Source organism: Alteromonas sp. ABM1_013, from assembly GCF_056160505.1.
The window spans coordinates 804,696-827,950 of sequence record NZ_JBSWXH010000001.1; the positions used below are offsets into that span (position 1 = coordinate 804,696).

General features: G+C 44.6%; 21 protein-coding genes and 3 tRNA genes. 17 read left to right on the forward strand and 7 right to left on the reverse strand.

Annotation, left to right across the window (positions count from 1 at the left end; translation table 11 throughout):
- Nucleotides 1-51 precede the first annotated feature (51 nt).
- From ACXAGK_RS03390 to ACXAGK_RS03430, 9 genes are all read left to right on the forward strand, one after another.
- A complete protein-coding gene (locus ACXAGK_RS03390; protein WP_474854101.1) occupies nt 52-501 on the forward strand; it encodes a regulatory protein RecX in 450 nt (149 codons plus the stop codon).
- Between the two features lie 300 nt (nt 502-801).
- On the forward strand, nt 802-3,399 hold the full coding sequence (gene alaS, locus ACXAGK_RS03395) for an alanine--tRNA ligase (protein ID WP_474854103.1): 2,598 nt from the start codon (nt 802-804) through the stop codon (nt 3,397-3,399).
- Between the two features lie 134 nt (nt 3,400-3,533).
- Nucleotides 3,534-3,725 (forward strand): carbon storage regulator CsrA, encoded by a 192-nt coding sequence (gene csrA / locus ACXAGK_RS03400; protein WP_012517705.1) that lies wholly within the window; start codon nt 3,534-3,536, stop codon nt 3,723-3,725.
- 556 nt (nt 3,726-4,281) lie between these two features.
- Nucleotides 4,282-4,373 (forward strand) — tRNA-Ser (locus tag ACXAGK_RS03405).
- Nucleotides 4,374-4,410: 37 nt separating this feature from the next.
- Nucleotides 4,411-4,487: transfer RNA gene (locus tag ACXAGK_RS03410), tRNA-Arg, on the forward strand.
- Between the two features lie 53 nt (nt 4,488-4,540).
- Nucleotides 4,541-4,617: transfer RNA gene (locus ACXAGK_RS03415), tRNA-Arg, on the forward strand.
- A gap of 260 nt (nt 4,618-4,877) precedes the next feature.
- On the forward strand, nt 4,878-5,153 hold the full coding sequence (locus ACXAGK_RS03420; RefSeq protein WP_474808148.1) for an OadG family protein: 276 nt from the start codon (nt 4,878-4,880) through the stop codon (nt 5,151-5,153).
- An 18-nt stretch (nt 5,154-5,171) separates the two neighbouring features.
- Nucleotides 5,172-6,986 (forward strand): sodium-extruding oxaloacetate decarboxylase subunit alpha, encoded by a 1,815-nt coding sequence (gene oadA / locus ACXAGK_RS03425; RefSeq protein WP_474854104.1) that lies wholly within the window; start codon nt 5,172-5,174, stop codon nt 6,984-6,986.
- Nucleotides 6,987-6,989: 3 nt separating this feature from the next.
- Nucleotides 6,990-8,120: a sodium ion-translocating decarboxylase subunit beta gene (locus ACXAGK_RS03430; RefSeq protein ID WP_214993825.1), complete on the forward strand. Its 1,131-nt coding sequence runs from the start codon at nt 6,990-6,992 to the stop codon at nt 8,118-8,120.
- Nucleotides 8,121-8,172: 52 nt separating this feature from the next.
- On the opposite strand, the gene ACXAGK_RS03435 is transcribed toward ACXAGK_RS03430, so the two are convergent.
- Genes ACXAGK_RS03435 through pspF form a run of 6 tightly spaced genes read right to left on the reverse strand, consistent with a single transcriptional unit; the run spans nt 8,173 to nt 14,709 of the window.
- On the reverse strand, nt 8,173-8,976 hold the full coding sequence (locus tag ACXAGK_RS03435) for an ATP-binding cassette domain-containing protein (RefSeq protein ID WP_474854106.1): 804 nt from the start codon (nt 8,974-8,976) through the stop codon (nt 8,173-8,175).
- The gene (locus ACXAGK_RS03440; RefSeq protein ID WP_179982689.1) at nt 8,976-9,971 is read right to left on the reverse strand and encodes a peptide ABC transporter ATP-binding protein; all 996 of its coding nucleotides are present in this window, start codon (nt 9,969-9,971) and stop codon (nt 8,976-8,978) included. Before ACXAGK_RS03440 ends, ACXAGK_RS03435 begins: the two co-directional genes overlap by 1 nt.
- A gap of 1 nt (nt 9,972) precedes the next feature.
- Nucleotides 9,973-10,866, reverse strand: a complete 894-nt coding sequence (locus ACXAGK_RS03445) for an ABC transporter permease subunit (protein ID WP_474854108.1) — start codon at nt 10,864-10,866, stop codon at nt 9,973-9,975.
- Nucleotides 10,853-11,884: an ABC transporter permease subunit gene (locus ACXAGK_RS03450; protein ID WP_474854110.1), complete on the reverse strand. Its 1,032-nt coding sequence runs from the start codon at nt 11,882-11,884 to the stop codon at nt 10,853-10,855. Before ACXAGK_RS03450 ends, ACXAGK_RS03445 begins: the two co-directional genes overlap by 14 nt.
- The gene (locus ACXAGK_RS03455; RefSeq protein WP_474854112.1) at nt 11,881-13,584 is read right to left on the reverse strand and encodes an ABC transporter substrate-binding protein; all 1,704 of its coding nucleotides are present in this window, start codon (nt 13,582-13,584) and stop codon (nt 11,881-11,883) included. Before ACXAGK_RS03455 ends, ACXAGK_RS03450 begins: the two co-directional genes overlap by 4 nt.
- A 3-nt stretch (nt 13,585-13,587) precedes the next feature.
- Nucleotides 13,588-14,709, reverse strand: a complete 1,122-nt coding sequence (gene pspF, locus ACXAGK_RS03460; RefSeq protein WP_474854113.1) for a phage shock protein operon transcriptional activator — start codon at nt 14,707-14,709, stop codon at nt 13,588-13,590.
- Between the two features lie 221 nt (nt 14,710-14,930).
- Between pspF and pspA the strand changes: the two genes are divergently transcribed.
- The 7 genes from pspA to maiA all read left to right on the forward strand — a co-directional run bounded on the left by pspA (nt 14,931) and on the right by maiA (nt 21,334).
- A complete protein-coding gene (pspA, locus tag ACXAGK_RS03465) occupies nt 14,931-15,614 on the forward strand; it encodes a phage shock protein PspA (protein ID WP_474808134.1) in 684 nt (227 codons plus the stop codon).
- Between the two features lie 75 nt (nt 15,615-15,689).
- Nucleotides 15,690-15,929: an envelope stress response membrane protein PspB gene (gene pspB / locus ACXAGK_RS03470; protein WP_025254416.1), complete on the forward strand. Its 240-nt coding sequence runs from the start codon at nt 15,690-15,692 to the stop codon at nt 15,927-15,929.
- Complete coding sequence (gene pspC / locus ACXAGK_RS03475) at nt 15,926-16,372, forward strand: envelope stress response membrane protein PspC (RefSeq protein ID WP_474808132.1); 447 nt, start codon at nt 15,926-15,928, stop codon at nt 16,370-16,372. Before pspB ends, pspC begins: the two co-directional genes overlap by 4 nt.
- 203 nt (nt 16,373-16,575) lie before the next feature.
- Nucleotides 16,576-17,376, forward strand: a complete 801-nt coding sequence (gene phhA / locus ACXAGK_RS03480; RefSeq protein WP_474831407.1) for a phenylalanine 4-monooxygenase — start codon at nt 16,576-16,578, stop codon at nt 17,374-17,376.
- 214 nt (nt 17,377-17,590) lie between these two features.
- Entirely contained in the window at nt 17,591-19,147 is a 1,557-nt protein-coding gene (tyrR, locus tag ACXAGK_RS03485) for a transcriptional regulator TyrR (RefSeq protein ID WP_474808129.1), read from the forward strand.
- A 348-nt stretch (nt 19,148-19,495) separates the two neighbouring features.
- Nucleotides 19,496-20,506: a fumarylacetoacetate hydrolase family protein gene (locus ACXAGK_RS03490; RefSeq protein WP_474854115.1), complete on the forward strand. Its 1,011-nt coding sequence runs from the start codon at nt 19,496-19,498 to the stop codon at nt 20,504-20,506.
- A gap of 174 nt (nt 20,507-20,680) precedes the next feature.
- On the forward strand, nt 20,681-21,334 hold the full coding sequence (maiA, locus tag ACXAGK_RS03495) for a maleylacetoacetate isomerase (protein ID WP_474854117.1): 654 nt from the start codon (nt 20,681-20,683) through the stop codon (nt 21,332-21,334).
- A gap of 44 nt (nt 21,335-21,378) precedes the next feature.
- On the opposite strand, the gene ACXAGK_RS03500 is transcribed toward maiA, so the two are convergent.
- On the reverse strand, nt 21,379-21,846 hold the full coding sequence (locus ACXAGK_RS03500; RefSeq protein ID WP_014948689.1) for an Lrp/AsnC family transcriptional regulator: 468 nt from the start codon (nt 21,844-21,846) through the stop codon (nt 21,379-21,381).
- Nucleotides 21,847-22,165: 319 nt separating this feature from the next.
- Between ACXAGK_RS03500 and ACXAGK_RS03505 the strand changes: the two genes are divergently transcribed.
- The gene (locus ACXAGK_RS03505) at nt 22,166-23,224 is read left to right on the forward strand and encodes a Glu/Leu/Phe/Val dehydrogenase dimerization domain-containing protein (protein ID WP_474854119.1); all 1,059 of its coding nucleotides are present in this window, start codon (nt 22,166-22,168) and stop codon (nt 23,222-23,224) included.
- Nucleotides 23,225-23,255 lie beyond the last annotated feature (31 nt).

Here is a 23,255-nt window from a genome sequence, read left to right on the forward strand (position 1 = left end):
GCTAAAATAACGCGGTTTCTACGTTTAATACAGAAGAGTAAGTTCACAAAAATGTCAGAGTTCGATCGAAAAATCATTACCGACGCGATTACTCGCATGCTGGCACGACGAGAGCATAGCTTTAACGAGGTAGTGCGTAAGCTACAGCAAAAAGGAATAGCGAGTGAGGCTTTCATGCCTATTCTGGAGGAATTTAAAGACGCTGATATTCAAAGTGACGCTAGGTTTGCTGAAAGCCGAGCGCGCGCACTGTATCTAAAAGGAAAGGGGCCTCGTGCAATAAAACTAGACTTACAGCAATATGGTGTAGACGAGAGTACTGCTGAGCATGCAATGGCAGAGATTGATGCTGACTGGTTTGAAAGTGCGAAAAAAGTAAAAGAAAAAAAGTTTGGCGAGTTTTATGAAACAGAATTCGCCTTAAGGCAAAAGCAGAAACAATTTTTGCAATACCGTGGTTTTTACCAGGAACACATCGATTATGCGGTTAATGCTAATTAAACTAAACGTTTCTTTTCGGCCAGTTTTGCCACGCTCCGCACCTTCATACTAATCACCCAAACGAATATCCGCTATTTTTTACTAAATTAAGGTAAAATTTGGCGGTATCTCGTGCCCTTGCCACTTAACAAAATTGCGCTTTCCGTGGTATTGTTGCGCAAATTTGTGCGCATTTTTACTATTCAAAGAATGGTAATAAGGTGTGGCACATTGAGTAATGACGAAATGTCCCGATTATAAGTCTTATCAAACAGGCAATTCGCACGTTTCAAAAATAGAATAAAGGAAGTTAGGTTTTCAATGACATTATCAACTGCTGACTTACGTAACAAGTTTATCGATTATTTTAAAAGCCATGGCCATCAGGCAGTGGCAAGCTCGTCACTGGTGCCGGCAGATGATCCCACGCTTCTTTTTACTAATGCGGGCATGAACCAGTTTAAAGACTGCTTCTTAGGTGCAGAAAAGCGTAGTTATACTCGAGCAGTCTCTTCGCAGCGCTGTGTGCGCGCCGGTGGTAAACACAACGACCTTGAAAACGTAGGTTATACCGCCCGTCACCATACTTTTTTCGAAATGATGGGTAACTTTAGTTTCGGCGATTATTTCAAAAAAGAAGCGATCGAATTTGCATGGAACTTTCTAACTAAAGAAGTCGGTTTACCAAAAGAAAAGTTACTCGTTACCGTTTACTCTGACGACGACGAAGCGTTCGATATTTGGGAAAACCACATCGGTGTGCCTAAAGAAAAAATCATCCGTATCAGCACATCAGATAACTTCTGGTCAATGGGTGATACTGGTCCTTGTGGTCCATGTTCTGAGATCTTTTATGACCACGGTGCACACATCTGGGGGGGCCCTCCGGGAACGCCTGAAGAAGACGGCGACCGTTTCATTGAGATTTGGAACTTGGTATTTATGCAGTTTAATAAGCAAGCTGACGGTACCATGGAGCCGCTGCCAAAACCGTCTATCGATACGGGAATGGGCCTTGAGCGTATTTCAGCTATTTTGCAAAACGTGCACAGTAACTACGAGATTGACCTGTTCCAAAACTTGATCAAGTCAGCGGCATCAATTGTTGGTACTGACGACCTAGAAAATAAGTCTTTGCGTGTTATTGCCGATCATATCCGTTCGTGCAGCTTCTTGATTTGTGATGGTGTAATGCCTACCAATGAAGGGCGAGGCTATGTGTTGCGCCGTATTATTCGTCGTGCGGTTCGACATGGCTACCAGCTAGGCGCAAACGATATCTTTTTCTATAAGCTGGTGGCATCACTGGCTAAAGAAATGGGCGAGGCGTATCCGGAACTTGTCGATCAGCTGCCTGTTATTGAAAAAGTACTGCGCGTTGAAGAAGAGCAATTTAGCAAAACCCTAGCTCGTGGTATGGCTATTCTAAACGACACTCTGGAAACCCTAGAAGGCGATACAGTACCAGGTGATGTAGTGTTTAAGCTTTACGACACTTACGGTTTCCCTACAGATTTAACAAACGATGTGGCTCGTGAGCATGACCTTAAGATTGACGAAGAAGGTTTTGAGGCTGCAATGCAAGCACAGCGTGCCCGTGCCCAGCAGGCAAGTAACTTTGGTGCAGACTACAACAGCAAGCTTGCCATTGACCACACAACCTCATTCACAGGTTATACCGATGTAGAGGGGCAGGCTAATGTGGTTGAGCTTATTGCCGACAATGCATTCGTAGAAAAGCTAGAAGACGGTCAGGAAGGCGTTGTGGTATTAGATAGCACACCGTTCTACGCTGAAAGCGGTGGTCAAGCAGGTGATAAAGGTGTGCTTCGCGTGGCAAACGGTGAATTCATTGTTACTGACACCCAAAAAATGGGTAATGCATTTGCGCACAAAGGTATAGCTAAAGGCTCGGTGTCTAAAGGTGATACGGCAACGGCGGCAATTGATTCTGCAAATCGTGAAGCCATCAAAAAGAACCACAGTGCTACCCACTTACTTCACGCCGCGCTGCGTGAAATTCTTGGTGAGCACGTAACGCAAAAAGGCTCATTGGTTGAAGCGTCTCGTATGCGTTTTGATTTTTCGCATTTTGAGGCAGTTACCGCTGAGCAAATTACAGAGATTGAAAAGCGCGTTAACCAAGAGATACGCGCAAACCATACCCTAGCCACTGAGCTTATGGACCTAGAAGAAGCGAAAGCATCAGGGGCTATGGCGCTATTTGGCGAAAAGTACGATGAAAAAGTTCGCGTTGTAACCATGGGCCCATTCTCAGTAGAGCTATGTGGCGGTACACACGTTGCGCGCACAGGTGACATTGGGTTATTTAAAATTACCAGTGAGGCGGGTATTGCATCGGGCGTTCGACGTATCGAAGCGGTTACAGGTGAGCAAGCCCTTGAAGTTGTGCAAGCACAACAGGCTACCTTGGCTTCGTTGTCTGGTTTACTGAAAACTGACAGCCAAAATGTACTTGATCGTGTAGTTTCTCTACAAAATCAGACTAAAGAACTAGAAAAAGCGCTCAATTCTGCGAAACAAAAACTGGCGAGTCAGCAAGGTGCTGATATGCTTAGTAATGCAGTAGAGATAAATGGCGTTAAAGTTCTTGTTGCGAATTTGGAAGGTGTTGAAGCGAAGTCATTGCGTTCAATGATGGATGACATTAAAAACCGAATTGGCGAAGGGATCGTAGTACTAGGTGTGGCCAACGATGCGAAAGTGAATCTTATTGCTGGCGTTACTAAAAACCTCACCGGTAAAGTAAAGGCAGGCGAGCTGGTTAACTTTGTTGCATCTCAAGTAGGTGGCAAAGGAGGCGGACGTCCTGACATGGCACAGGCAGGTGGAGATCAGCCTGAAAACTTGAACCAGGCACTAGATTCGGTTAACGCTTGGTTACAAGATAAGCTATAATTATTTTTGTGTATAACAGTGAGTTTTTGAAGTGACACAGAAACAGGGAATCACTGTCGCTACCATCGGGTCGTGCCGTTGGGTTGGCAAATATTAATGGATGATGTTCAGTATTAAGGAACAGGAGCAAGCGAATGCTTATTTTGACTCGTCGAGTTGGTGAAACGCTTATGGTAGGTGACGATGTAACCGTTACCGTACTAGGCGTAAAAGGGAATCAGGTACGTATAGGTGTTAACGCACCAAAAGAAGTTTCTGTGCACCGTGAAGAAATATATATGCGCATTCAGGCAGAAAAAGGCGGTCAGCCAGGCTCTGCAGAATAATTGCATAATACGCTTCATAGGAAAAGGTCAGCTATTGCTGGCCTTTTTTGTTTTTCTAGCACTCCCCGCTAACAAAAACTTTGAAGCGATTGAAAAACATAAAATCATTAAGTAAGCGTTTTAGGCATAAAGGTAGCAACTTGGTACAGTCCACTTTGCATGGCCTGCTTTTTAACCTATACCCTTTACTATAAGCGATACAGAAAACCTGCTAAAGCTTATTATCAGCGGCCTTAAAGCGCGTAAGTAGAACTCAAGCGAGCAATACACAGCAGTGCAGCTGAATTGAGGCGAGAAAATTTAAAAATTACTGACATTATTTTTGATAATTTGAGCACATTAACAGAGAAAAAGTGGTGATAAAGGTAAAGGCACCGTGTAGTTTCAAATACAAATTGGTAAATAGTGACAAATGAAATCTGTTTTAATTGTTTGTATTGCGAACAAATTACTGGTTTTTTGTTCGAATCGTTTAAAATGGCAGCGAGCGAACAATTTCTTTATAAAAAAGGTTTGACTCAGGCCAATGAATCCGTAAAATGCACCCCGCAGTCAAGGAGAGGTGGGTGAGTGGCTGAAACCAGTTCCCTGCTAAGGAACCATACGCATATACGCGTATCGAGGGTTCGAATCCCTCCCTCTCCGCCATTATTCGTTGGCAGTGGCGGTCAACAACAAGTTTTGCGCGTGTGTAGCTCAGCTGGATAGAGTACCTGGCTACGAACCAGGCGGTCGGAGGTTCGAATCCTTCCACACGCGCCACTTATTTTAAAGCGTCACCTTTTGAGGTAATATTCAAAAGTAAACAAGTTAACGCGTGTGTAGCTCAGCTGGATAGAGTACCTGGCTACGAACCAGGCGGTCGGAGGTTCGAATCCTTCCACACGCGCCATATTGATAAGCCCACCTTTTTAGGTGGGCTTTTTCATTTCTTGAATCCTTCAATTCTTCTTCTCTTTCTACGCTACTTTCGCATAAAGCCCCAGCTTCATATAAATACAATGAATATGTTGCAAATTTATTAAGTAATAATGCATTAAGTTTCATATTGTGGGGTTTTATTCAATTTTAAGCGGTTTTTTATGCTGTTTTGTTGTGTTTTGAAAAACCTCGTGATACTTATTCAGGTACAAAATAACAACAGGATTGAATATGAATTCGGAATCCGTCGCTAGTTTGCTCATTGAAGCAGGCTCTCTTATGCTCATAGGAATGGTATTTGTCTTTTCATTCTTGGGACTGCTTATTGTCGGCATTCATTTGATTGCACGTTTTTGTGAAGCATTTCCAGGTGAAACATCAGAGCCTTTAGCTACTTCAGCTAAGTTGAGCCGAAACGATCAAGCGGTACAACCAGGAATAGACGGTAATGTCATCGCTGCTATTTCTGCTGCAATTCATACCCATCGCCAAAATTCTAAAAAATAATCCATATCAGGAGTTACCATGTCTAAGCCTCTGGCCCTTACCGAGCTGGTCCTGCGTGATGCCCATCAATCGCTTCTTGCTACGCGTATGCGTATTGAGGACATGCTTCCCATTGCTGAAAAGTTAGATAAGGCAGGCTTTTGGTCTGTTGAATCTTGGGGCGGTGCGACCTTTGACGCCTGTATCCGTTACTTGGGAGAAGACCCATGGGAGCGCATTCGTAAGTTAAAGGCAGCCATGCCCAATACCAAACAGCAAATGTTATTGCGTGGTCAAAACTTATTGGGTTATCGCCACTATGCTGACGATGTCGTTACTCGCTTTGTAGAGCGCGCCCACGAAAGCGGTGTAGACGTATTTAGGATTTTTGATGCCATGAATGACATCAGAAATTTGAAAACTGCTATTAAAGCTACCATAGATAGCGGCGCTCACGCGCAAGGCACGATTTCTTACACAGTAAGTCCTGTGCATAATCTAGAGCTGTGGCTAGATATGGCTAAACAACTTGAAGACCTCGGCGTACATTCTATCTGTGTAAAAGACATGGCCGGGCTTTTGAAGCCCTATGAATGCGAAGCATTAATTACAGGGTTAAAAGAGACCGTCGATGTGCCTATCGCCATGCAGTGCCACGCCACAACAGGGTTGAGCACGGCAACTTACCAAAAGGCCATTGATGCCGGTATTGATATGCTCGATACAGCTATCTCATCAATGAGCATGACCTACGGTCACAGCGCAACTGAAACTATGGTCTCAATCGTTGAAGGCACAGAACGCGACACGGGTATTGCGTTACCTGAACTGGAAGACATTGCGAGTTATTTTAGAGAAGTCAGAAAGAAATACAGCAAATTTGAAGGCAGCCTTAAAGGTGTAGATGCACGTATTCTGCTGGCCCAAGTGCCAGGTGGCATGCTAACCAACATGGAAAGTCAGCTAAAAGAGCAGGGTGCTGAAGATAAGTTTGAAGAGGTGTTAAAAGAAATCCCTCGGGTACGTGAAGATCTTGGGTTTATCCCTCTTGTAACGCCCACCTCGCAAATTGTCGGTACGCAGTCGGTACTTAATGTGCTAACAGGCGAGCGCTATAAGAGTATCACTAAAGAAACTGCTGGTGTACTTAAAGGCGAGTATGGCGCTACTGCAGCGCCAGTAAACAAGGAACTGCAAGAGCGTGTGCTAGATGGTGCAGAGCCTGTAACATGCAGGCCTGCTGATAACATTGCGCCTGAGCTTGATGCGCTGAGCAAAGAGCTAGATGAACTGGCTGAGAAAAAACAACTTTCTCTGTCAGATGACAAAATTGATGATGTGCTGACTTATGCGCTATTTCCCCAGATCGGCCTTAAGTTTATCGAAAATCGCGGCAATCCTGATGCGTTTGAACCTGCACCGGGCGCTCAAGAGGCTAGTGATACCCTTGCGCCAGAACCAGTTAGCACAGCGTCGAACGCGCAAAGTGCAACCTCGGCTGAATCATATGATGTAAACGTAGATGGCAAGGTGTATCGCGTAGAAGTGGCACCCTCAGGTACGCTAACAAGCGTTACGCCAGCCAATACGTCTCAACCCCAGCCACAAACTGTTAGCACAGCTTCACCTGCCGCTGCGTCGTCACAGTCGATTGATGCGCCACTAGCGGGTAACGTATTCAAAGTATTAGTACGAACTGGCGATAGTGTATCTGAAGGTGATGTAGTGATGATCCTCGAAGCCATGAAAATGGAAACAGAGATCCGTTCGGCGTATACCGGTACGGTCACTGACATTTCCGTGGGTGAAGGCGATGCTGTAACTAGCGGTCAACCGTTAATCTTATTGGGGTAATACATGGATAAGTTAATGGTGCTTTGGGATAGTACCGCACTTGCGCATTTTGAAGCAGGCCAGCTCATCATGATGGCGGTAGGCTTCGGTTTACTCTATTTAGCCATTGTTAAGAAGTTTGAGCCACTGCTCTTATTACCCATTGGTTTTGGAGCACTGCTTACGAACATTCCAATTGCTGGTTTTTCAGAAGCGGGTGGCTTACTGCACTACATCTATAAAATTGGCATTGATACAGGCGTCTTCCCATTGCTTATTTTTATGGGAGTAGGCGCAATGACAGACTTCAGCGCGCTTATTGCAAACCCTAGAATGTTGCTGCTTGGCGCAGCCGCACAGTTCGGTATTTTTGCGACCCTATTTGGCGCTATTGCGTTAAACCTTATTCCTGGTTTCGAATTTACGCTAAAAGATGCAAGTGCTATTGCCATTATAGGGGGCGCAGATGGGCCCACGGCTATCTTCCTTGCTTCACGTTTAGCTCCTGACTTACTAGGTGCTATTGCGGTTGCCGCTTATTCTTACATGGCACTGGTACCTATTATCCAGCCGCCCATTATGAAAGCGCTGACCACAAAAGAGGAACGCGAAATTAAAATGGGCCAACTTCGGCCTGTATCAAAGCGTGAAAAAATTATCTTTCCGCTCGCCGTGTTGTTTATGACCATTTTGTTTTTACCAGCCGCTACGCCGCTCGTAGGTATGTTCTGCTTTGGTAATTTGATGAAGGAATGTGGCGTAGTAGACAGGTTAAGTAAAACAGCCCAAAACGAACTTATCAATACCGTGACCATATTCCTCGGTTTAGCCGTGGGTTCTAAGCTATCAGCTGAGGCATTCCTTACAGTGGAAACCTTGGGTATTCTGGGCCTAGGCGCAATTGCATTTGGTATAGGAACCGCTGCTGGCGTGTTAATGGCTAAGTTAATGAGTAAGCTATCGGGCGGGAGTATAAACCCGCTCATTGGTGCTGCGGGTGTATCTGCCGTGCCTATGGCGGCGCGAGTCGTGAATAAGGTTGGCTTAGAAGCAAACCCTCATAACTTCCTGTTGATGCATGCAATGGGGCCTAATGTAGCCGGTGTTTTAGGAAGTGCGGTCGCTGCAGGTATTTTGCTAGCACTGGTTGGCTAACTAGGGTAATACAATTTTGATATTGAGAGGGCAGTTTACTGCCCTCAGCGCTTTAACGGATTGTATTTTGCGGCACTAGCGACTGGTAAGCGGTAACCAGTTTCTTTGTGCGGGTGTGCTGCGGCCACCTGAAAATAGTTTCAGTTTTACCTTCCTCTACAATTTCGCCGCCTTCCATCACCACAACTCTATCTGCAATATGCCGGACAATCCCTAAATTATGGCTGATGAAGATAAATGCTAAGCCCAGCTCTTGCTGTAGTTGCAATATTAGGTTCACCGTCTGCGAGCGAATAGTAGGGTCTAATGCAGCAAAGGGTTCATCTGCAACAAGCACTTTGGGTTTTAGTACTATAGCCCTAGCCAACGCAACGCGCTGCTGTTGGCCGTCAGAAAGCATGTGCCGGTAAAAGTAATAGTGCTCGCGAAGTAACCCTACTTTTACCAACATATCTTCGATAATAGGTTTGCGTTCAGCTTCGCTAAGACCCGTATTTAAACGCAAGGGTTCATCTAGGATTTTGCCTACTGGAACCGATGGATTCATCGATTCCGAACTGTGTTGCAGAATCATTCGAATATCGTGGGTACGCTTGCGTTGTCCGTCTTTCGACTGGTACTTGGCTAAATACTTATGAGTGTTTATTTCAATTTCACCCGCATCGGCAGGTAGGGCGCCAACTAATAATTTAGCAAGGAGGGATTTACCCGAACGGTTTTCCCCTATAATGGCAATAGTTTCACCGCGTTTAACGTTCATATTCACCGGGCCGAGTTGAAACACCTCAGGTCGCTTTAACCAGCGCTTCTTTTCGTTATGTATAAACGTAAGATCTTTTACCTGCAAAATATCCATCACAGCTTCTCCATATGAAGAGGATAATGACAGCTGTAGCTATGATCGTGAATTTTTCGTACGGCTGGCGTTTGTACACATGCGCGCTGAGCTCGTGGACAGCGTGGCCCTAATCGGCAGCCAATAGGCAAATGTTGCAGCGTTGGTATAGAGCCGCTTAACGTTGGTAATGCAGACTTAGGCGGTAAGTCTTTTCTGAAGCTTGGCGCACTGTCTAATAGCGCTTTAGTGTACGGGTGAAGAGGGCGCTTCTTAATGTGCTTCATCTTTCCCGATTCCACAGTCTGCCCGGCGTAAAGCACTGTCATTGAATGTGACATACTCGCAATGGCAAGCAAATCATGGCTGACAAACAAAATCGATAGTGAGCGAGTTTGATTAAGACGCGTAAAGAGTTTTAGGATCTGCGTCTTGGTTGTGGGCTCCATGCCTCGGGTGGGATCATCTGCGATAAGTAATTTGGGTTGAGACACCAGCGCCATTGCTATCATGAACTTTTGCCCAATATCAGCGGGAATTTGGTGAGGGAATGCACTTAGGTAATGCTTGTGGTGCTTTATCCCCACTTTGTGTACAGTGCTTATGGCTATTTTTTTTCTGTGCTGCGCACGTTGCCAAAACCAGCTTCCTTCAACAAATTCATCAGGAATACTTTCTTCAAGCTGTTCACCAAGCGTGGCCGACGGGTCAAGCGCCGCTTGCGGGTTTTGAAAAACCACCGCGATTTCACGACGCATCACTTCGCGACGTTGTTGAACCGACATACCTAGTAGGTTTTCTCCATTCCAGCTCATACGGTCGGCGGTTAAATTCCACTGATTTGGCAGCGCTCCACAGATTGCCGATACAATAAGACTCTTACCAGAACCCGATTCGCCCACAAGTGCACGGATCTCGCCTGAACTCACTGACAAATTTACTTTATCCAACGCTTTTATAGTGCTGTCACCGTTCTGCATTTCTAAGGTGAGGTTTTTGATATCAAGCATCGGCATATTAGTGACTCACTCTTTTTCTTAGTGAAGAACGCAAGCCGTCACCCACGATATTGATGGACAATACAACAAAAAATATTGCCATACCGGGAACCGCTACGTTCCAAGGTGCTAAATAAGTAACGTCTAGTCCGTCGGCGAGAATTACACCTAATTCGGGTAACGGTGATTGTGCGCCCAAGTTTAAGAAGCCAAGAGCCGAAATATCTATAACCGCGATTGAAAGGGCCAGCGTTCCTTGAACCACAAGCATTTCCGTCATATTAGGTAGAATAGAGTGAACAAAGAGCTGCCATTTGCTTGCACCGTCAAGCGTTGACGCAACAATATAGTCTTTCTTCATTTCTGCGCGCACGAAACTGCGCGTGTGGTGCACAAATTGAGGAATAAGGGCTAGGGTAATAGCCCACATACTGTTGACCAAGCCCGTACCAAGTATTGCAACTATGATAATAGCAATCAGTAGTGTAGGGATCGCCATAAGCGCATCGAGTAAGTGATTCGCAACACTTGAGCGAACCCCGCGTAACATACCAGCAAGCGTACCTAAACTTACACCAACTAGCATCGCAAGTACTACGGTTAAGAAGGCCGAGCCCAGCGTTGTTCTGCAGCCGTAAATAATACGGGTAAATAAGTCTCTTCCTAACGCGTCTGTGCCGAACAAATGGGTAATAGAGCCATTCGCCAACCAGCTAGGCGGAATCAACAATCCGTCAATGTTCTGTTCCACAGCGTCATAAGGGGTGATAAGAGGGGCGAATACGGCACATACCACAAATAGCGCTAGCAGAATTAAACCCAGCATAGAAATGTGGCTAGCCTTGAACGAAGCCCAGGTCCGTTGCCAAGGGGAGGGATGGAATTCTTCTTCGTACAAACTAAACTGTGGCACGCTCGTATTTCTCTCTACTTGGGTCAATCATACGGTTTAATACATCGACCAGAATCGTCAGGGTAATTACTACCGTGGATACCGCCATCATACCAATACGTAAAGCAGGGTAATCCCGTTGATAGATGGCTTGAATTAGCCAGTTGCCAATGCCTGGCCATGAAAACAAGGTTTCAACAATCATTGCATTGGTTATAAGCGTAGTAATCTGAATTGCCATCAGCGGCAAAATGGGAAGTAGTGCATTACGTAGTATATGGCGAAAGAATATTTGCCAACTAGAAAGCCCGCGCGACAAGGCTGCAGCAATATAGGGGCGATGTTTTACATCTATAACTGAGCGCCGAGTTATGCGTACCATCGAGGCCGTGGTTATGGCGCCAATAGCAAATGTAGGTAGCGCTAAGTGTGATAGTGCATCTTTAAATGCTAAGGATTTGTTTTCGATATCCGATAGTAAAACATCAAATAGAATAAAGCCGGTTACTGGCTCTATGTCGTAAATTAAACTTATTCGACCAGACAATGGGGCCACGTCTAATTCCAAACTAAATACCAGAATAAGCAGCAGAGCGAACCAGAAAACAGGGAAAGAATAGGTAGTAATGCTCGCACTATTTATTAAGTGGTCAGACGTTGAATAACAGCGAATGCCGGCGTAATAGCCTAAGGGGATGCCAATAAATAAGGCCATTAGCATTGCGTAGGTTGCCAGTTCTATAGTAGCTGGCATCGCAATACCGACTTCCTCTCTTAAGGGCAGACCAGACGTGAAACTATAGCCCCAATCACCGGTCAGCAAATTACCTACGTAGTAAATAAACTGAAAAATATAGGACTGGTCTAGCTTAAACTGTTTCTCTAACGCGGCGCGCTGCATCTCATTTTGTGGCACAAGCCCGGTCAGGTTTTCTAACGTATCGCCTGGAAAAAGGTAGGCCAGCGAGAACGAAATAATCGTCAACACTAAAAGCGTTAATATGAATAATGTGCAATATCTAAGGAAAATTTGGATCACAGTGCTTTCTCTACCCCGCCAAAACGCACACCGCCAAAGGGATTAATAGTCATGCCTTCTAACTCATTTCTATATGCTTGATAGCGATAGGCATGTGCAATGGGGACCACAGGAAGACGTTCGTATAATAGCCTATTTACTTGCTTGTAAATAGCCGTTCTCTCGTCAATGTCATCGGTTTGAAGCGCCTCGTTAAGTAGATTGTCATAACTATCATTGCACCACATTGCCCGGTTCGTTCCAGATGGGATTGCTCCGCAGCTCAACAAGGGGCGATAAAAGTTGTCAGGGTCGCCGTTATCGGCAGACCAGCCGATTAATACGGAGTCGTGCAGACCTTCTTGTAGATGACGTCTAAATGTAGCCCAATCGTAACTAACGATAGTTGCATCTACGCCCACATCGCGAAGGTATCGCTGAATCAGTTCGGCCATCTTCGTTGCGTTGGGGTTGTAAGCGCGCTCGACCGGCATGGCCCATATTGTCATTGAAAACCCAGGGGCTATTCCTGCATCGGCCAATAACTTACGCGCTAGAACAGGGTTGTAAGCTGTGTCATCGGCATCGTTTTGAAATGCCCAGCTAGCCGCAGGCAACAGGGTCTTAGCCCGTGTTGCACTGTCGAAATAAACTGCTTCTAATAAGGTGTTTTTATCAATAGCCGCGGCGAGCGCTCGCCTTACATCGGGGTTATCAAACGGCGGGCGCTGAGTATTAAAGGCCCAAAAGCCTACATTTAGCCCTGGTTTTTCCGCTAATGTCAGATCGTCCTCTGTTCGAATCACTTCAAGTTCCGTTTGGGCCGGGAATGCAGTTGCATCACATTCCCCAGTCATCAGCTTAGCTAGTCGTAATGAACTTCTTGGAGTGATGTCAAAAATGAGCTGCTCAACCAAGGGCGTTTCTAGCTTTCTTTGTTGGCTTAAACTTTGTAGCTCTGATGTTATGTTGCTATCGCTGTTGTCACCTTCTCCAAATGACTGTGTGCGCCAATAGTTGTCATGGCGTAAATATTTAATAAAGTGGTCTTTGCGATAGCTGCTGAATTTAAACGGTCCTGTGCCAACGGGAAGTTCATCAATTTTGCTAGGTGTTCCAGCTTCAGCAAGTTGTTCGGCATATTCTTCTGACAGAATAACGGCGAAGTCTGTGGCTAAATTAGACAAAAATGAGCTGTCACGACGCTTGAGCGTAATTTCAACGCGATAACCGTTTACTCGCTTAACCGACGCAATATTTTGAGCAAGACCAATACTTTCAAAATACGGATAACGCCCCCCCGACACATAATGGTAGGGATGCGAGCGCAAACGCCATCGGTTGATGCTAAAAATAACATCGTCTGCGTTGAAGTTTCGTGTTGGCTTGAAATAGTCCGTTGTGTGAAACCAAACATCTTTGCGAAGTTGAAAGGCGTAGGTGAGCCCGTCATCACTAACTAGCCAGCTACTAGCAAGACTCGGCACAATGCGACCAGAATCGGGGTCGAAATCAAGTAGTCTATCGTACAGTTGGTGAGATGATGCATCAGAGGTTGTGCTCGATGTATCAAGCTGCGGATTAAAAGTTACTGGGTTGCTTTCAGAACAATAAATAATACCCGTATTATAAAACGCTTGTTTATTCTGTTTAGCACAGGATGCAACAAGAAGCGCTGTACATAAACATAATGACAAACGCTTCACCAAACCATGGGACATGCTCTACGCCTCGACGTTTTCAGCGGAAGAATCTAGTAAGTTATATTTTTTGAGATAGCCTCGCAGCTGATGATAAGTCAGGCTCAATTTTTCAGCGGTTTTCTTTTGATTAAACTGACTGTCAGCAAGTGCCTGTTTTATCATATCTATCTCATGTTGTTGAGAGCGTTCTTTCAAATCTATGGGATATTCGACAATTTCCTGCGTTTTAGCAGGGGGAAGTGGTGTAACGTCAGCACTTTCAACACGTTCACCTACCATTGGCGTGTCTGGCTGCCCAACATGGTTAGGCGAATCTGTGGCGCTCACTCTATCATTTGTTTTAACTCTACCTTTCGGACGGTAGGCTGACTCGAAGGGGTCTAACACTATTTCATGGACGGGAAGGTGGGGGTTATTCGTTCTGTATACTGCACGTTCGACCACATTTTTAAGCTCACGGATATTACCAGGCCAATCATAATCAAGCAGAGTGCGTTTTGCTTTTTCAGTGAAGCCGCTAAACAGTTCCATTTCCATTTCACGGGCCATATTAATAGCGAAGTTTTCAGCTAACATCATGATATCTTCTCGACGCTCGCGAAGGGGCGGGATGGTGATAACGTCAAAAGCAAGACGATCGAGAAGGTCTGCGCGAAATTCACCGGCATCGGCAAGCGCTGGCAAATCTTCGTTGGTAGCTGCGATAAGGCGTACATCGGTTTTTACTGACTTACTGCCACCTACGCGCTCAAATTCGCCATATTCCACTACCCGCAGTAGCTTTTCCTGAATAAGACCCGATGTGTTAGCGAGTTCGTCAAGGAATAGGGTACCGTTGTGCGCCACTTCAAAGCGACCTTCGCGACGTTTCGAAGCGCCGGTAAAGGCACCAGCTTCGTAACCGAAAAGCTCACTTTCTAATAAACTTTCACTTAGAGCCGCGCAATTCAACTTAATGTAGTTTTGATCCCAGCGCTTTGATAAGAAATGCAGGCGCGCAGCAATCAGCTCTTTACCAGTGCCTCGTTCGCCAATGACGAGAACGGGTTTGTCTAGTGGTGCAATCTGTGAAATTTGCTCTAAAACTTCTAGAAAACTATTTGCTTGGCCAAGTAAATTGTCTTGCTGTCGATACCTACTCATTAAATCCCTCAAAAATTAGTCATTTCGACCAATTAATAGTGTAGAACAAAAGATATTGATAAACGAGCATTATTTGAGCGCATGGAAAATGTATAGAAAATAATAGGTTAGCATCTGAACAAAGTTGGCAAGTATATTGAATACTACCTATACCAAGAGTAACCTATTTATCAAGTGTGGTGTTTTCTAACACTTACCATTTTTAGCAAGAGGTAATTATTATGGGTATCTTCTCGCGTTTTACAGATATTGTGAATTCGAATATTAATGCGATTTTAGACAAAGCCGAAGATCCTGAGAAAATGGTTAGATTAATCATTCAGGAAATGGAAGACACATTGGTTGAGGTGCGCTCTGCATCTGCAAAGACGCTAGCCAATAAAAAGGAAATTGCTAATCAAATTGCAAAGTATGAAAGCGATGCAAATGATTGGGAAGCAAAAGCAGAACTAGCGTTAAGCAAAGATAGAGAAGACTTAGCCCGAGCTGCGCTACAAGAAAAGAAAAAGTCTGCAGAAGCTGCAGAAGCGCTAAGTAAAGAATTGGCCGTTGTTGAAGAACAAATCAGCAAGCTTCAGGATGAAATTGGTCAGCTTCAAGAAAAGCTTGCCGATGCTAAGAGCCGTCAGAAAGCCATTATTATGCGTCAGAAAACCGCAAGCTCTCGTCTAGAAGTCAAAAAGACACTAGATAGTACGAAAGTAGATAATGCAATGGGGCGCTTTGAGCAATACGAGCGTAAAATCGATGACCTTGAATCACAGGTGGAAGCTTATGATTTGGGTAAAAAGACGCTGCAAGATGAGTTTGCAGAGCTAGAAGCCAGCGACAAAGTGGAAGACGAACTAGCTGCGCTTAAAGCCAAGGTAAAAGGTGCAAATAAAAGCACTGAAAAATCAGAATAATAAAAATAAGGTATACCCTCTTGATGGAAAACCGTGAAGAGGGTAGTTACATCAGAGTTTGTAGGAGACATTGAGATGGACGAAGGTACAATTGCAGTGTTGGTTATGCCCCTTGTGGTGTTCTCAATATTTGTTGCTCCCATTTGGCTAATTTTACACTATCGAAGCAAAAAGCAGGTCAATCAAGGATTGAGTGTTGAGGAGCACGCCTCTTTACAAGATCTTGCTGAAAAGGCAGAAAAAATGAGTGAGCGTATTGAAACATTAGAGGCCATTCTAGATAGTGAGGCGCCAGAGTGGAGGAATAGAGCATGAGAAATGGTAAGCAGCTCTATCGCAACCCCGAAAATGCACGCATTGCAGGTGTGTGTTCAGGTATAGCCGAATACTTTGGGTTGGAAACCTGGTTAGTGAGAATCTTAGTCGTTACCGGTTTCTTTCTACTTGCAGGTCCGTTTATCTTTGTCGCCTACATAGCCGCTTGGTTCATTTTAGATAAGAAGCCTGCTGGCCTTGATGATAAGCCTACAACACCGGTTTTTTCAAAAGGTAAAGGCTGGACGAATCCAAACGCTGGACAGGTAAAAAGCCCTAAAGTTGAGGTGAAGACCAAAGTTTGGCAGGCTGGAGAGCCACCGAAACAGGCGTTTCACGATATTCGCAATCGCTTTGAAAAAGCAGAAGTTCGTCTACGTAAAATGGAAACCTATGTGACGTCTCGTGAATATCAGCTAAATAAAGAAATTAGCCGTCTATAGCTGGCCTTACAGCTCACAAGAATCTAAAAGAAAGCCGCTCGCAATGGGCGGTTTTTTATTATCTAAATCAAGCGCTTTAGTTGCCTATGTAAAATTCCTGTTACAGCAAATATGAAGGTGCCATGAGGTCATCCACTTTTCGGCGCCGTGAATTTCATTAGACTAAAAGGTAAGTTATTTCACACCTATTGGTTACAGAAGTTATGCCAAAATCAACGCAATACCAGTCGAGACATTCTGATGAGAATGGCATTATTCATTGGTCTGATGAAGAAAACCAAATTTGGTCAGAGCTGTATGCGAGACAAATTCCACTGGTAAAAGAAAGAGCGTGCCAAGAATATTTGGACGGGCTTGATTTGTTGAAATTGAACGAAAAAGAAATTCCTCAGTTGCCAGACATCAACAAAGTTCTGATGGAGAAAACGGGGTGGCAAACTGCTGAAGTGCCTGCGCTAATAAATTTTGGTGAATTTTTTAGGTTGCTGGCAAACAAGCAATTTCCTGTCGCTACTTTTATTCGTACTCGAGAAGAGTTTGATTATCTTCAAGAGCCCGATATTTTTCATGAGGTATTTGGACACTGTCCGCTTTTAACAAATCCAGCTTTTGCTCATTTTACCCATACATATGGTAAGTTGGGCCTAGCGGCCAGTAAGGAAGACCGGGTTTACTTAGCGCGCCTTTATTGGTTCACGGTAGAATTCGGACTAGTGCGAGCCAAAGATAAGTTAAAAATATATGGCGGGGGTATCTTGTCCTCACCAGGCGAAACTATCTACGCGTTAGACAGCGACACACCGTTACGCAATCCACTAACTGCTATCGACGCTCTGCGAACACCTTATCGTATCGATATTATGCAGCCTCTTTATTATATCCTGCCGGAATTCGACCATTTGTTCGAATTAGCAGAAATGGACATTATGGCACTAGTGGAAAAAGCAAAATCGTTAGGGTTGTTTTCCCCACTTTTCCCACCGAAAGAGAAAAAAGCCAGCTAACGCTATTGTTAATTAAATGTGTTTTATATAGGATGCCGCTCATCGAAGCGGCATTTTTTTGTCTCTGGGGGTTAGTCCTTTGTCCTTGTGTAGTTTGTGCCTCAAACTAAGCTGCTTATCGCAATTTTAAAGTTCTGTAACATTTATCTTGTTATCTTTTTGTAAAAGTGTGATATCCTGTACATATATGTTTACAATAAAGCTATAACACCCTATGCGTCTAGAAATAAGCTGTCAGGACCGTCTAGGTATCACTCAAGATGTTTTAGATATCCTAGTTACCAAAGAAATAGATTTGCGTGGTATTGAAATTGATCCCGCAGGTAAAATTTTCCTCAATTTTCCCAACATTGAGTTTGCTGATTTTCAGCATCTTATGCCTCAGATACGCCGGATCGACGGTATCGATGATGTAAAAACAACTTTATTCATGCCGGGAGAGCGAGAGAAAAACCAACTCTCTGCGATTTTAAGAACATTACCTGATCCCGTTTTCTCTATAGATGCAAAAGGCAATATTTTATTGTGTAACGAAGCGGTGAGCGCAGGGCTTGAAATGCCAAGCACTGAAATCATCGGTACCGAAGTTAGTGAAATTGTTAAGGGGTTCAACTTTACTAAATGGATGGATGGAAAGTCACCAGGCCCACAGTCTTCAAAAGTGAAGTTTATTCAGCAGGATTATCTTGCCGATATGCTGCCGATCACCGTACCAGATGGTGAACAAAATATGATTATGGCAGGTGCCGTAGTTATATTGAAATCGGAAATGCGCCTAGGACAGCAGTTTACTGCTTTCCATCAATCGCCAACTGACAGTTTCGACCGCTTTATTGCTCAGTCACCTTTTATGAAGCGAGTGGTTCACGAAGCCAAGCGCATAGCAGATTTAGACGCACCTATTTTAATTTTCGGCGAGACAGGTACGGGTAAAGAGATGATTGCCAGAGCATGTCATCAGTCTAGCCGCCGCAGTGAAGGGGCGTTTTTAGCACTCAATTGCGCATCGCTACCCGACAGTGTGGCAGAGACTGAGTTGTTTGGTTACGCTGCTGGTTCGTTTAACCAGCCAAGCGCTAAGGTGGGGCTATTAGAACAGGCAAAAGGCGGTACGCTTTTACTTGATGAAATCGCCGACATGTCTTCACAACTTCAGGCCAAATTGCTTCGGGTTTTAGAGGACGGTGAGTTTAGACGCGTGGGAGACTCGGAACCGGTTAAAGTCGACGTGCGATTTATTTGTACTACGTGCCGAGACTTAGGTCAGCTGGTGGAAGAGGGGCGATTTAGAAAAGAGCTGTATTATCGCCTAAACGTGTTGAGCTTAGTAATGCCGTCTTTAAAAGACAGAAGGCAGGACATTGTGCCGCTGGCCGAATCTTTTATTGTACAGCACAGTACTAAACTGGGTCGCCGTCCCGCAAAACTTAGCAAGTCTTGCGTAGATTTCCTTCAGCAGTATCCATGGCCTGGTAATGTAAGACAGCTTCAAAATGCCCTTTACCGTGCATTATCACTGCTAGATGGAAAGGAAATTACCAAAGAAGATATTCAACTGCCAAGCTGTGCACCTAGTGTTACCTATATAGATGAGAACTTCGAGGGAACACTAGATGAGGAAGTGAAGAAGTTTGAAAAGGACCTGCTCAAGCGCTTATACCCTTCCTATCCAAGTACACGCCAATTAGCGAAAAAGCTAGGATTGAGCCACACTGCCATCGCCAATAAGTTGCGAGAGTATGGCATCAACAAAGCGACTGTTAAACTATAACAAACTAAAAAGTATTGCCCTTTGGTTCACGCATAATGGCAAAGGGCAATACGGTTTGAACCTTTCTAGTAACCCTACGCATCCGTTACGATTAATTTACATTGCTTGCAGAGCAGACTATCCGCGCCTTTCGTTACCGATTAACAACTTTGTGCGTACACCCTTTCTTACAGCCAAACAAAACTTCGTAGCTCAAACACTTCTCAAGTTGTACCAACTAGTGGCATAACAGTATTCACATAATGCTTACAATCTGCTGGCGCTTTAAGACTACTCTCATTTCAAATTATACAAATCGAGAGCTTAGGCAAATGGGCCAAGCAAAAGAGATATGTCGAGGAACGAACAATGAAACTAGCGACCTATAAAAATGAAACCCGCGATGGCTGCCTGATGGTAGTGTCAAAAGATCTTTCTCGCGCTTGCAGTGCAAAGGACATTGCAAAAACAATGCAGCACGCACTGGATAATTGGAAAGAGATAGCGCCTCAGCTTCAAATGAAATACCAAGCACTTAATGACGACACCTGTGAAAGCGTTCCGTTCGACGCTTCTCGCTGCGAGTCTCCTTTACCACGTGCGTATCAATGGGCTGACGGTAGTGCTTACGTAAACCACGTTGAATTGGTAAGAAAGGCACGAAATGCAGAAATGCCCGAAAGTTTTTGGACCGATCCACTCATGTATCAAGGTGGTTCAGACGATTTTATTGGGCCTTTTGATGACATTATCCTGCCAAGTGACGACTGGGGCATTGATTTTGAAGGCGAAGTTGCCGTTGTTACCGATGATGTGCCAATGGCATGTTCACCAGAACAAGCGTCAGAGCGTATCCGCCTTATAATGCTGGTTAACGATGTATCCCTCCGTGGCTTGATTCCTGGTGAACTAGCAAAAGGGTTCGGTTTCTTTCAGTCTAAACCTGCTTCTAGCTTCTCGCCAGTTGCGGTAACTCCAGACGAGTTAGGTGATGCTTGGAAAGAGAGTAAAGTTCACCTACCGTTACGCTCTACTTATAACGGAGAATTGTTTGGCAAGCCCGAAGCGGGTCAAGACATGACCTTCGATTTTGGTCAGCTAGTTGCACATGCAGCGAAGAGCAGAAACTTGGGCGCGGGAGCAATTATTGGCTCTGGTACGGTGTCAAATAAGCAAGGTACAGATTATGGTTCGGCTATTTCTGAGGGTGGGGTAGGTTATTCATGTATTGCCGAAGTACGTATGATTGAAACGATACGGGATGGCAAACCTTCTACGCCTTTCATGCAGTTTGGTGACCGTATTCGAATTGAGATGCTAGATACAGAGGGTAAATCAGTATTCGGTGCTATCGAGCAGCAGGTAAAGCCGCTGAGCTAAAGAATAAGCATCGATAAGGGGCGAAAGGGGCAACGGCTTTTTGTTCACTGACAGGCTTTTATATGTGGAGCTGGTCGTTGTGTTTCGTCCAATCAATAATAGAAGGTAAAGCGTTGTTGCATAGCAACAATTAGCGTTTTCCTCGGCTGCATGTTTGACTGATGGAGTATTACCATGAGCATCAAGCTTTACGGTTATTGGCGTTCAACCGCCACGTATCGAACACGAATTGCACTTAATTTAAAAGGTGTTGAGTACGAGTATGTGCCAGTGCATCTTGTCAATAACGGCGGGGAGCAGCATAGCGGTGAGTATTCACGGCTGAACCCCGCACATCTTGTCCCCACTTTTGTTGATGAAGACGAAGATATCATTCTTAATCAATCGCTAGCTATCATTGAATATCTCGATGAGAGATACGAGAGTGAGCACAGGCTAGTGCCAGAGCACTTAACAGAGCGTGCTAGAGTAAGAGCGTTAGCGCAAGATATTGCCTGTGACATTCAACCCATAGGCAACCTTCGAGTGTTAAATGCACTTAAAGGTAATTTTGAGGCCTCTCAGGATGATGTGGCTAAGTGGGCTGCGCATTGGATCACATTGGGGTTTAATGGAATTGAAAAGCGCCTGCAAACCCAAGCGGGTAAGTATTGTTTCGACTTCGACGTTACCCTTGCTGATATCTGTTTAGTACCGCAAGTGTACAACGCACAGCGCTTTAATGTGGATATGACTCGCTATCCGCTAATTAGTAAAATAGCGAACAACTGTAATGAGTTGACTGCATTTGAAAAGGCGAGACCTGAGAATCAAACCGACGCAGTTTGAATGGTATGGGGTCAGAGTCGTGACTCTGACCCCATAACTTTTTGCTATTGGCGTTTTATTGGTAGCTCGGTGGTGTTTTTCACTTGCTTCAATGCGAAGGTTGAACTTAAGTGGTCCACAAGAGGAAGGTGGGTTAATTTCGTTTTAAGTAAAAATTCGTATTCTTCAATACTTTCCACTATCACTTTCAGCAAATAGTCTTTTTCACCGCTTGTGGTGTGGCACTCTACTATTTCATCGATGTTTTGAACCGCATTTTCAAAGTCGGTCAGCGAGTCACCGTCATGGTTTTTGAGCGTGACATAGATAAAAACTGATACACCTAAATTAAGCTTCTTACTGTTTAGCAGAGTAACTTTACCTAGGATGATTCCATCGGCTTCCATTCTCTTTACGCGACGCCAACATGGTGTATGCGACAAACCAACACGTTGACTTAAATCTGCCATTGATACCGTGGCGTCTTGCTGAAGGACGCGCAAAATTTCACGGTCAAACTTATCCAATTTCATTAACACTGTTTCCGTCGTCTTTATGATGTTTATTATATATCAAAAAAAATTCTAGGATAGCTATCCTAGAAAAATAGTATTCAATTCTATTGCGTTTCAGTTTGTAAAATTCATTAACAAACTTTGCAAGGCATGTCCTCAGAACTATCAGATACACTTTTCAAAATGTCGATGATCTTTGCAGTACCGCCGCTAGACCAATAAGTGTATCGCAAATTGTTATCAGACTCTCACATCATTCCAAATGAGCACCGTCTAGAATTCGTGACAGCTCAGACTTGGATAAGTTTTAATTCATCACAGTATTAATAGGGAAAATATGTCAGTTTTTGATCACCCAGAGTTCGATAAACACGAACACGTTGCGTTTTATCACGACGAAAAAGCGGGCCTGAGTGCCATTATTGCTGTACACAACACTAACCTCGGCCCAGCCCTTGGCGGCTGTAGGATGTGGCCCTATGTTAACAGTGGTGAGGCGTTGACTGACGTATTGAGACTATCTAAAGGGATGACATATAAAGCTGCAATGGCAAATTTAGAACTTGGCGGTGGCAAGTCGGTAATAATCGGTGACCCTCGAAAAGCAAAATCGCCGGAAATGATGAAAGCGATGGGTAAATTTGTCGAGTCACTGGGTGGAAAATACTTCACCGCTGAAGACTCGGGTATTTCGGTAACAGATTTACAAACCATGGCAACTGAGTCTGATTACATAGCGGGGGTCAAAGCACAGTATCACTATGCGGGTGAAGTTCCTGATGGAAACCCAGCACCATCCACGGCGTATGGCGTTTTCGTAGGTTTAAAGGCTACCGTAGAATATGGTTTGAAGCGCAGCTTGGATGGGGTCAGTGTGGCCATTCAAGGAATGGGGCACGTTGGCTATCGTCTTGCTAAGCATTTACATGAACATGGCGCTAAACTTTACGTGGCAGATATTTATCCTGAAGGCGTGGAGAAAGCGGTGAGTGAGTTCGGCGCAACTGCGGTAGCGCCAGAGGAAATTTTAAGTTTAGATGTGGATGTACTTGCTCCTTGTGCATTAGGGGCAGCAATAAACGACCAAACGCTACCGGCAATTAAAGCTAAAGTGATTGCAGGCGCAGCTAACAACCAGCTTGCCCGTGAAGACATCGGAGAGCTGCTTCAACAGCGCGGCATATTGTATGCGCCAGATTATGTGATCAATGCAGGCGGTGTTATTGATATCTTCCATCAGCGTATGGAATCGAGTTCGAACGAAGCATTACGCGCACATATTGAACAAATTGGCGAAACGCTGAAAGAAATTTATACCCGCGCTGAGCAAGAGGGGGCGGCAACTAACCGTGTCGCAAACGTAATTGCAGAAGAGAGATTTTCTATAAAGGGTTGAAAACTCTTGGCCAAATAGTCATAATGCGCCC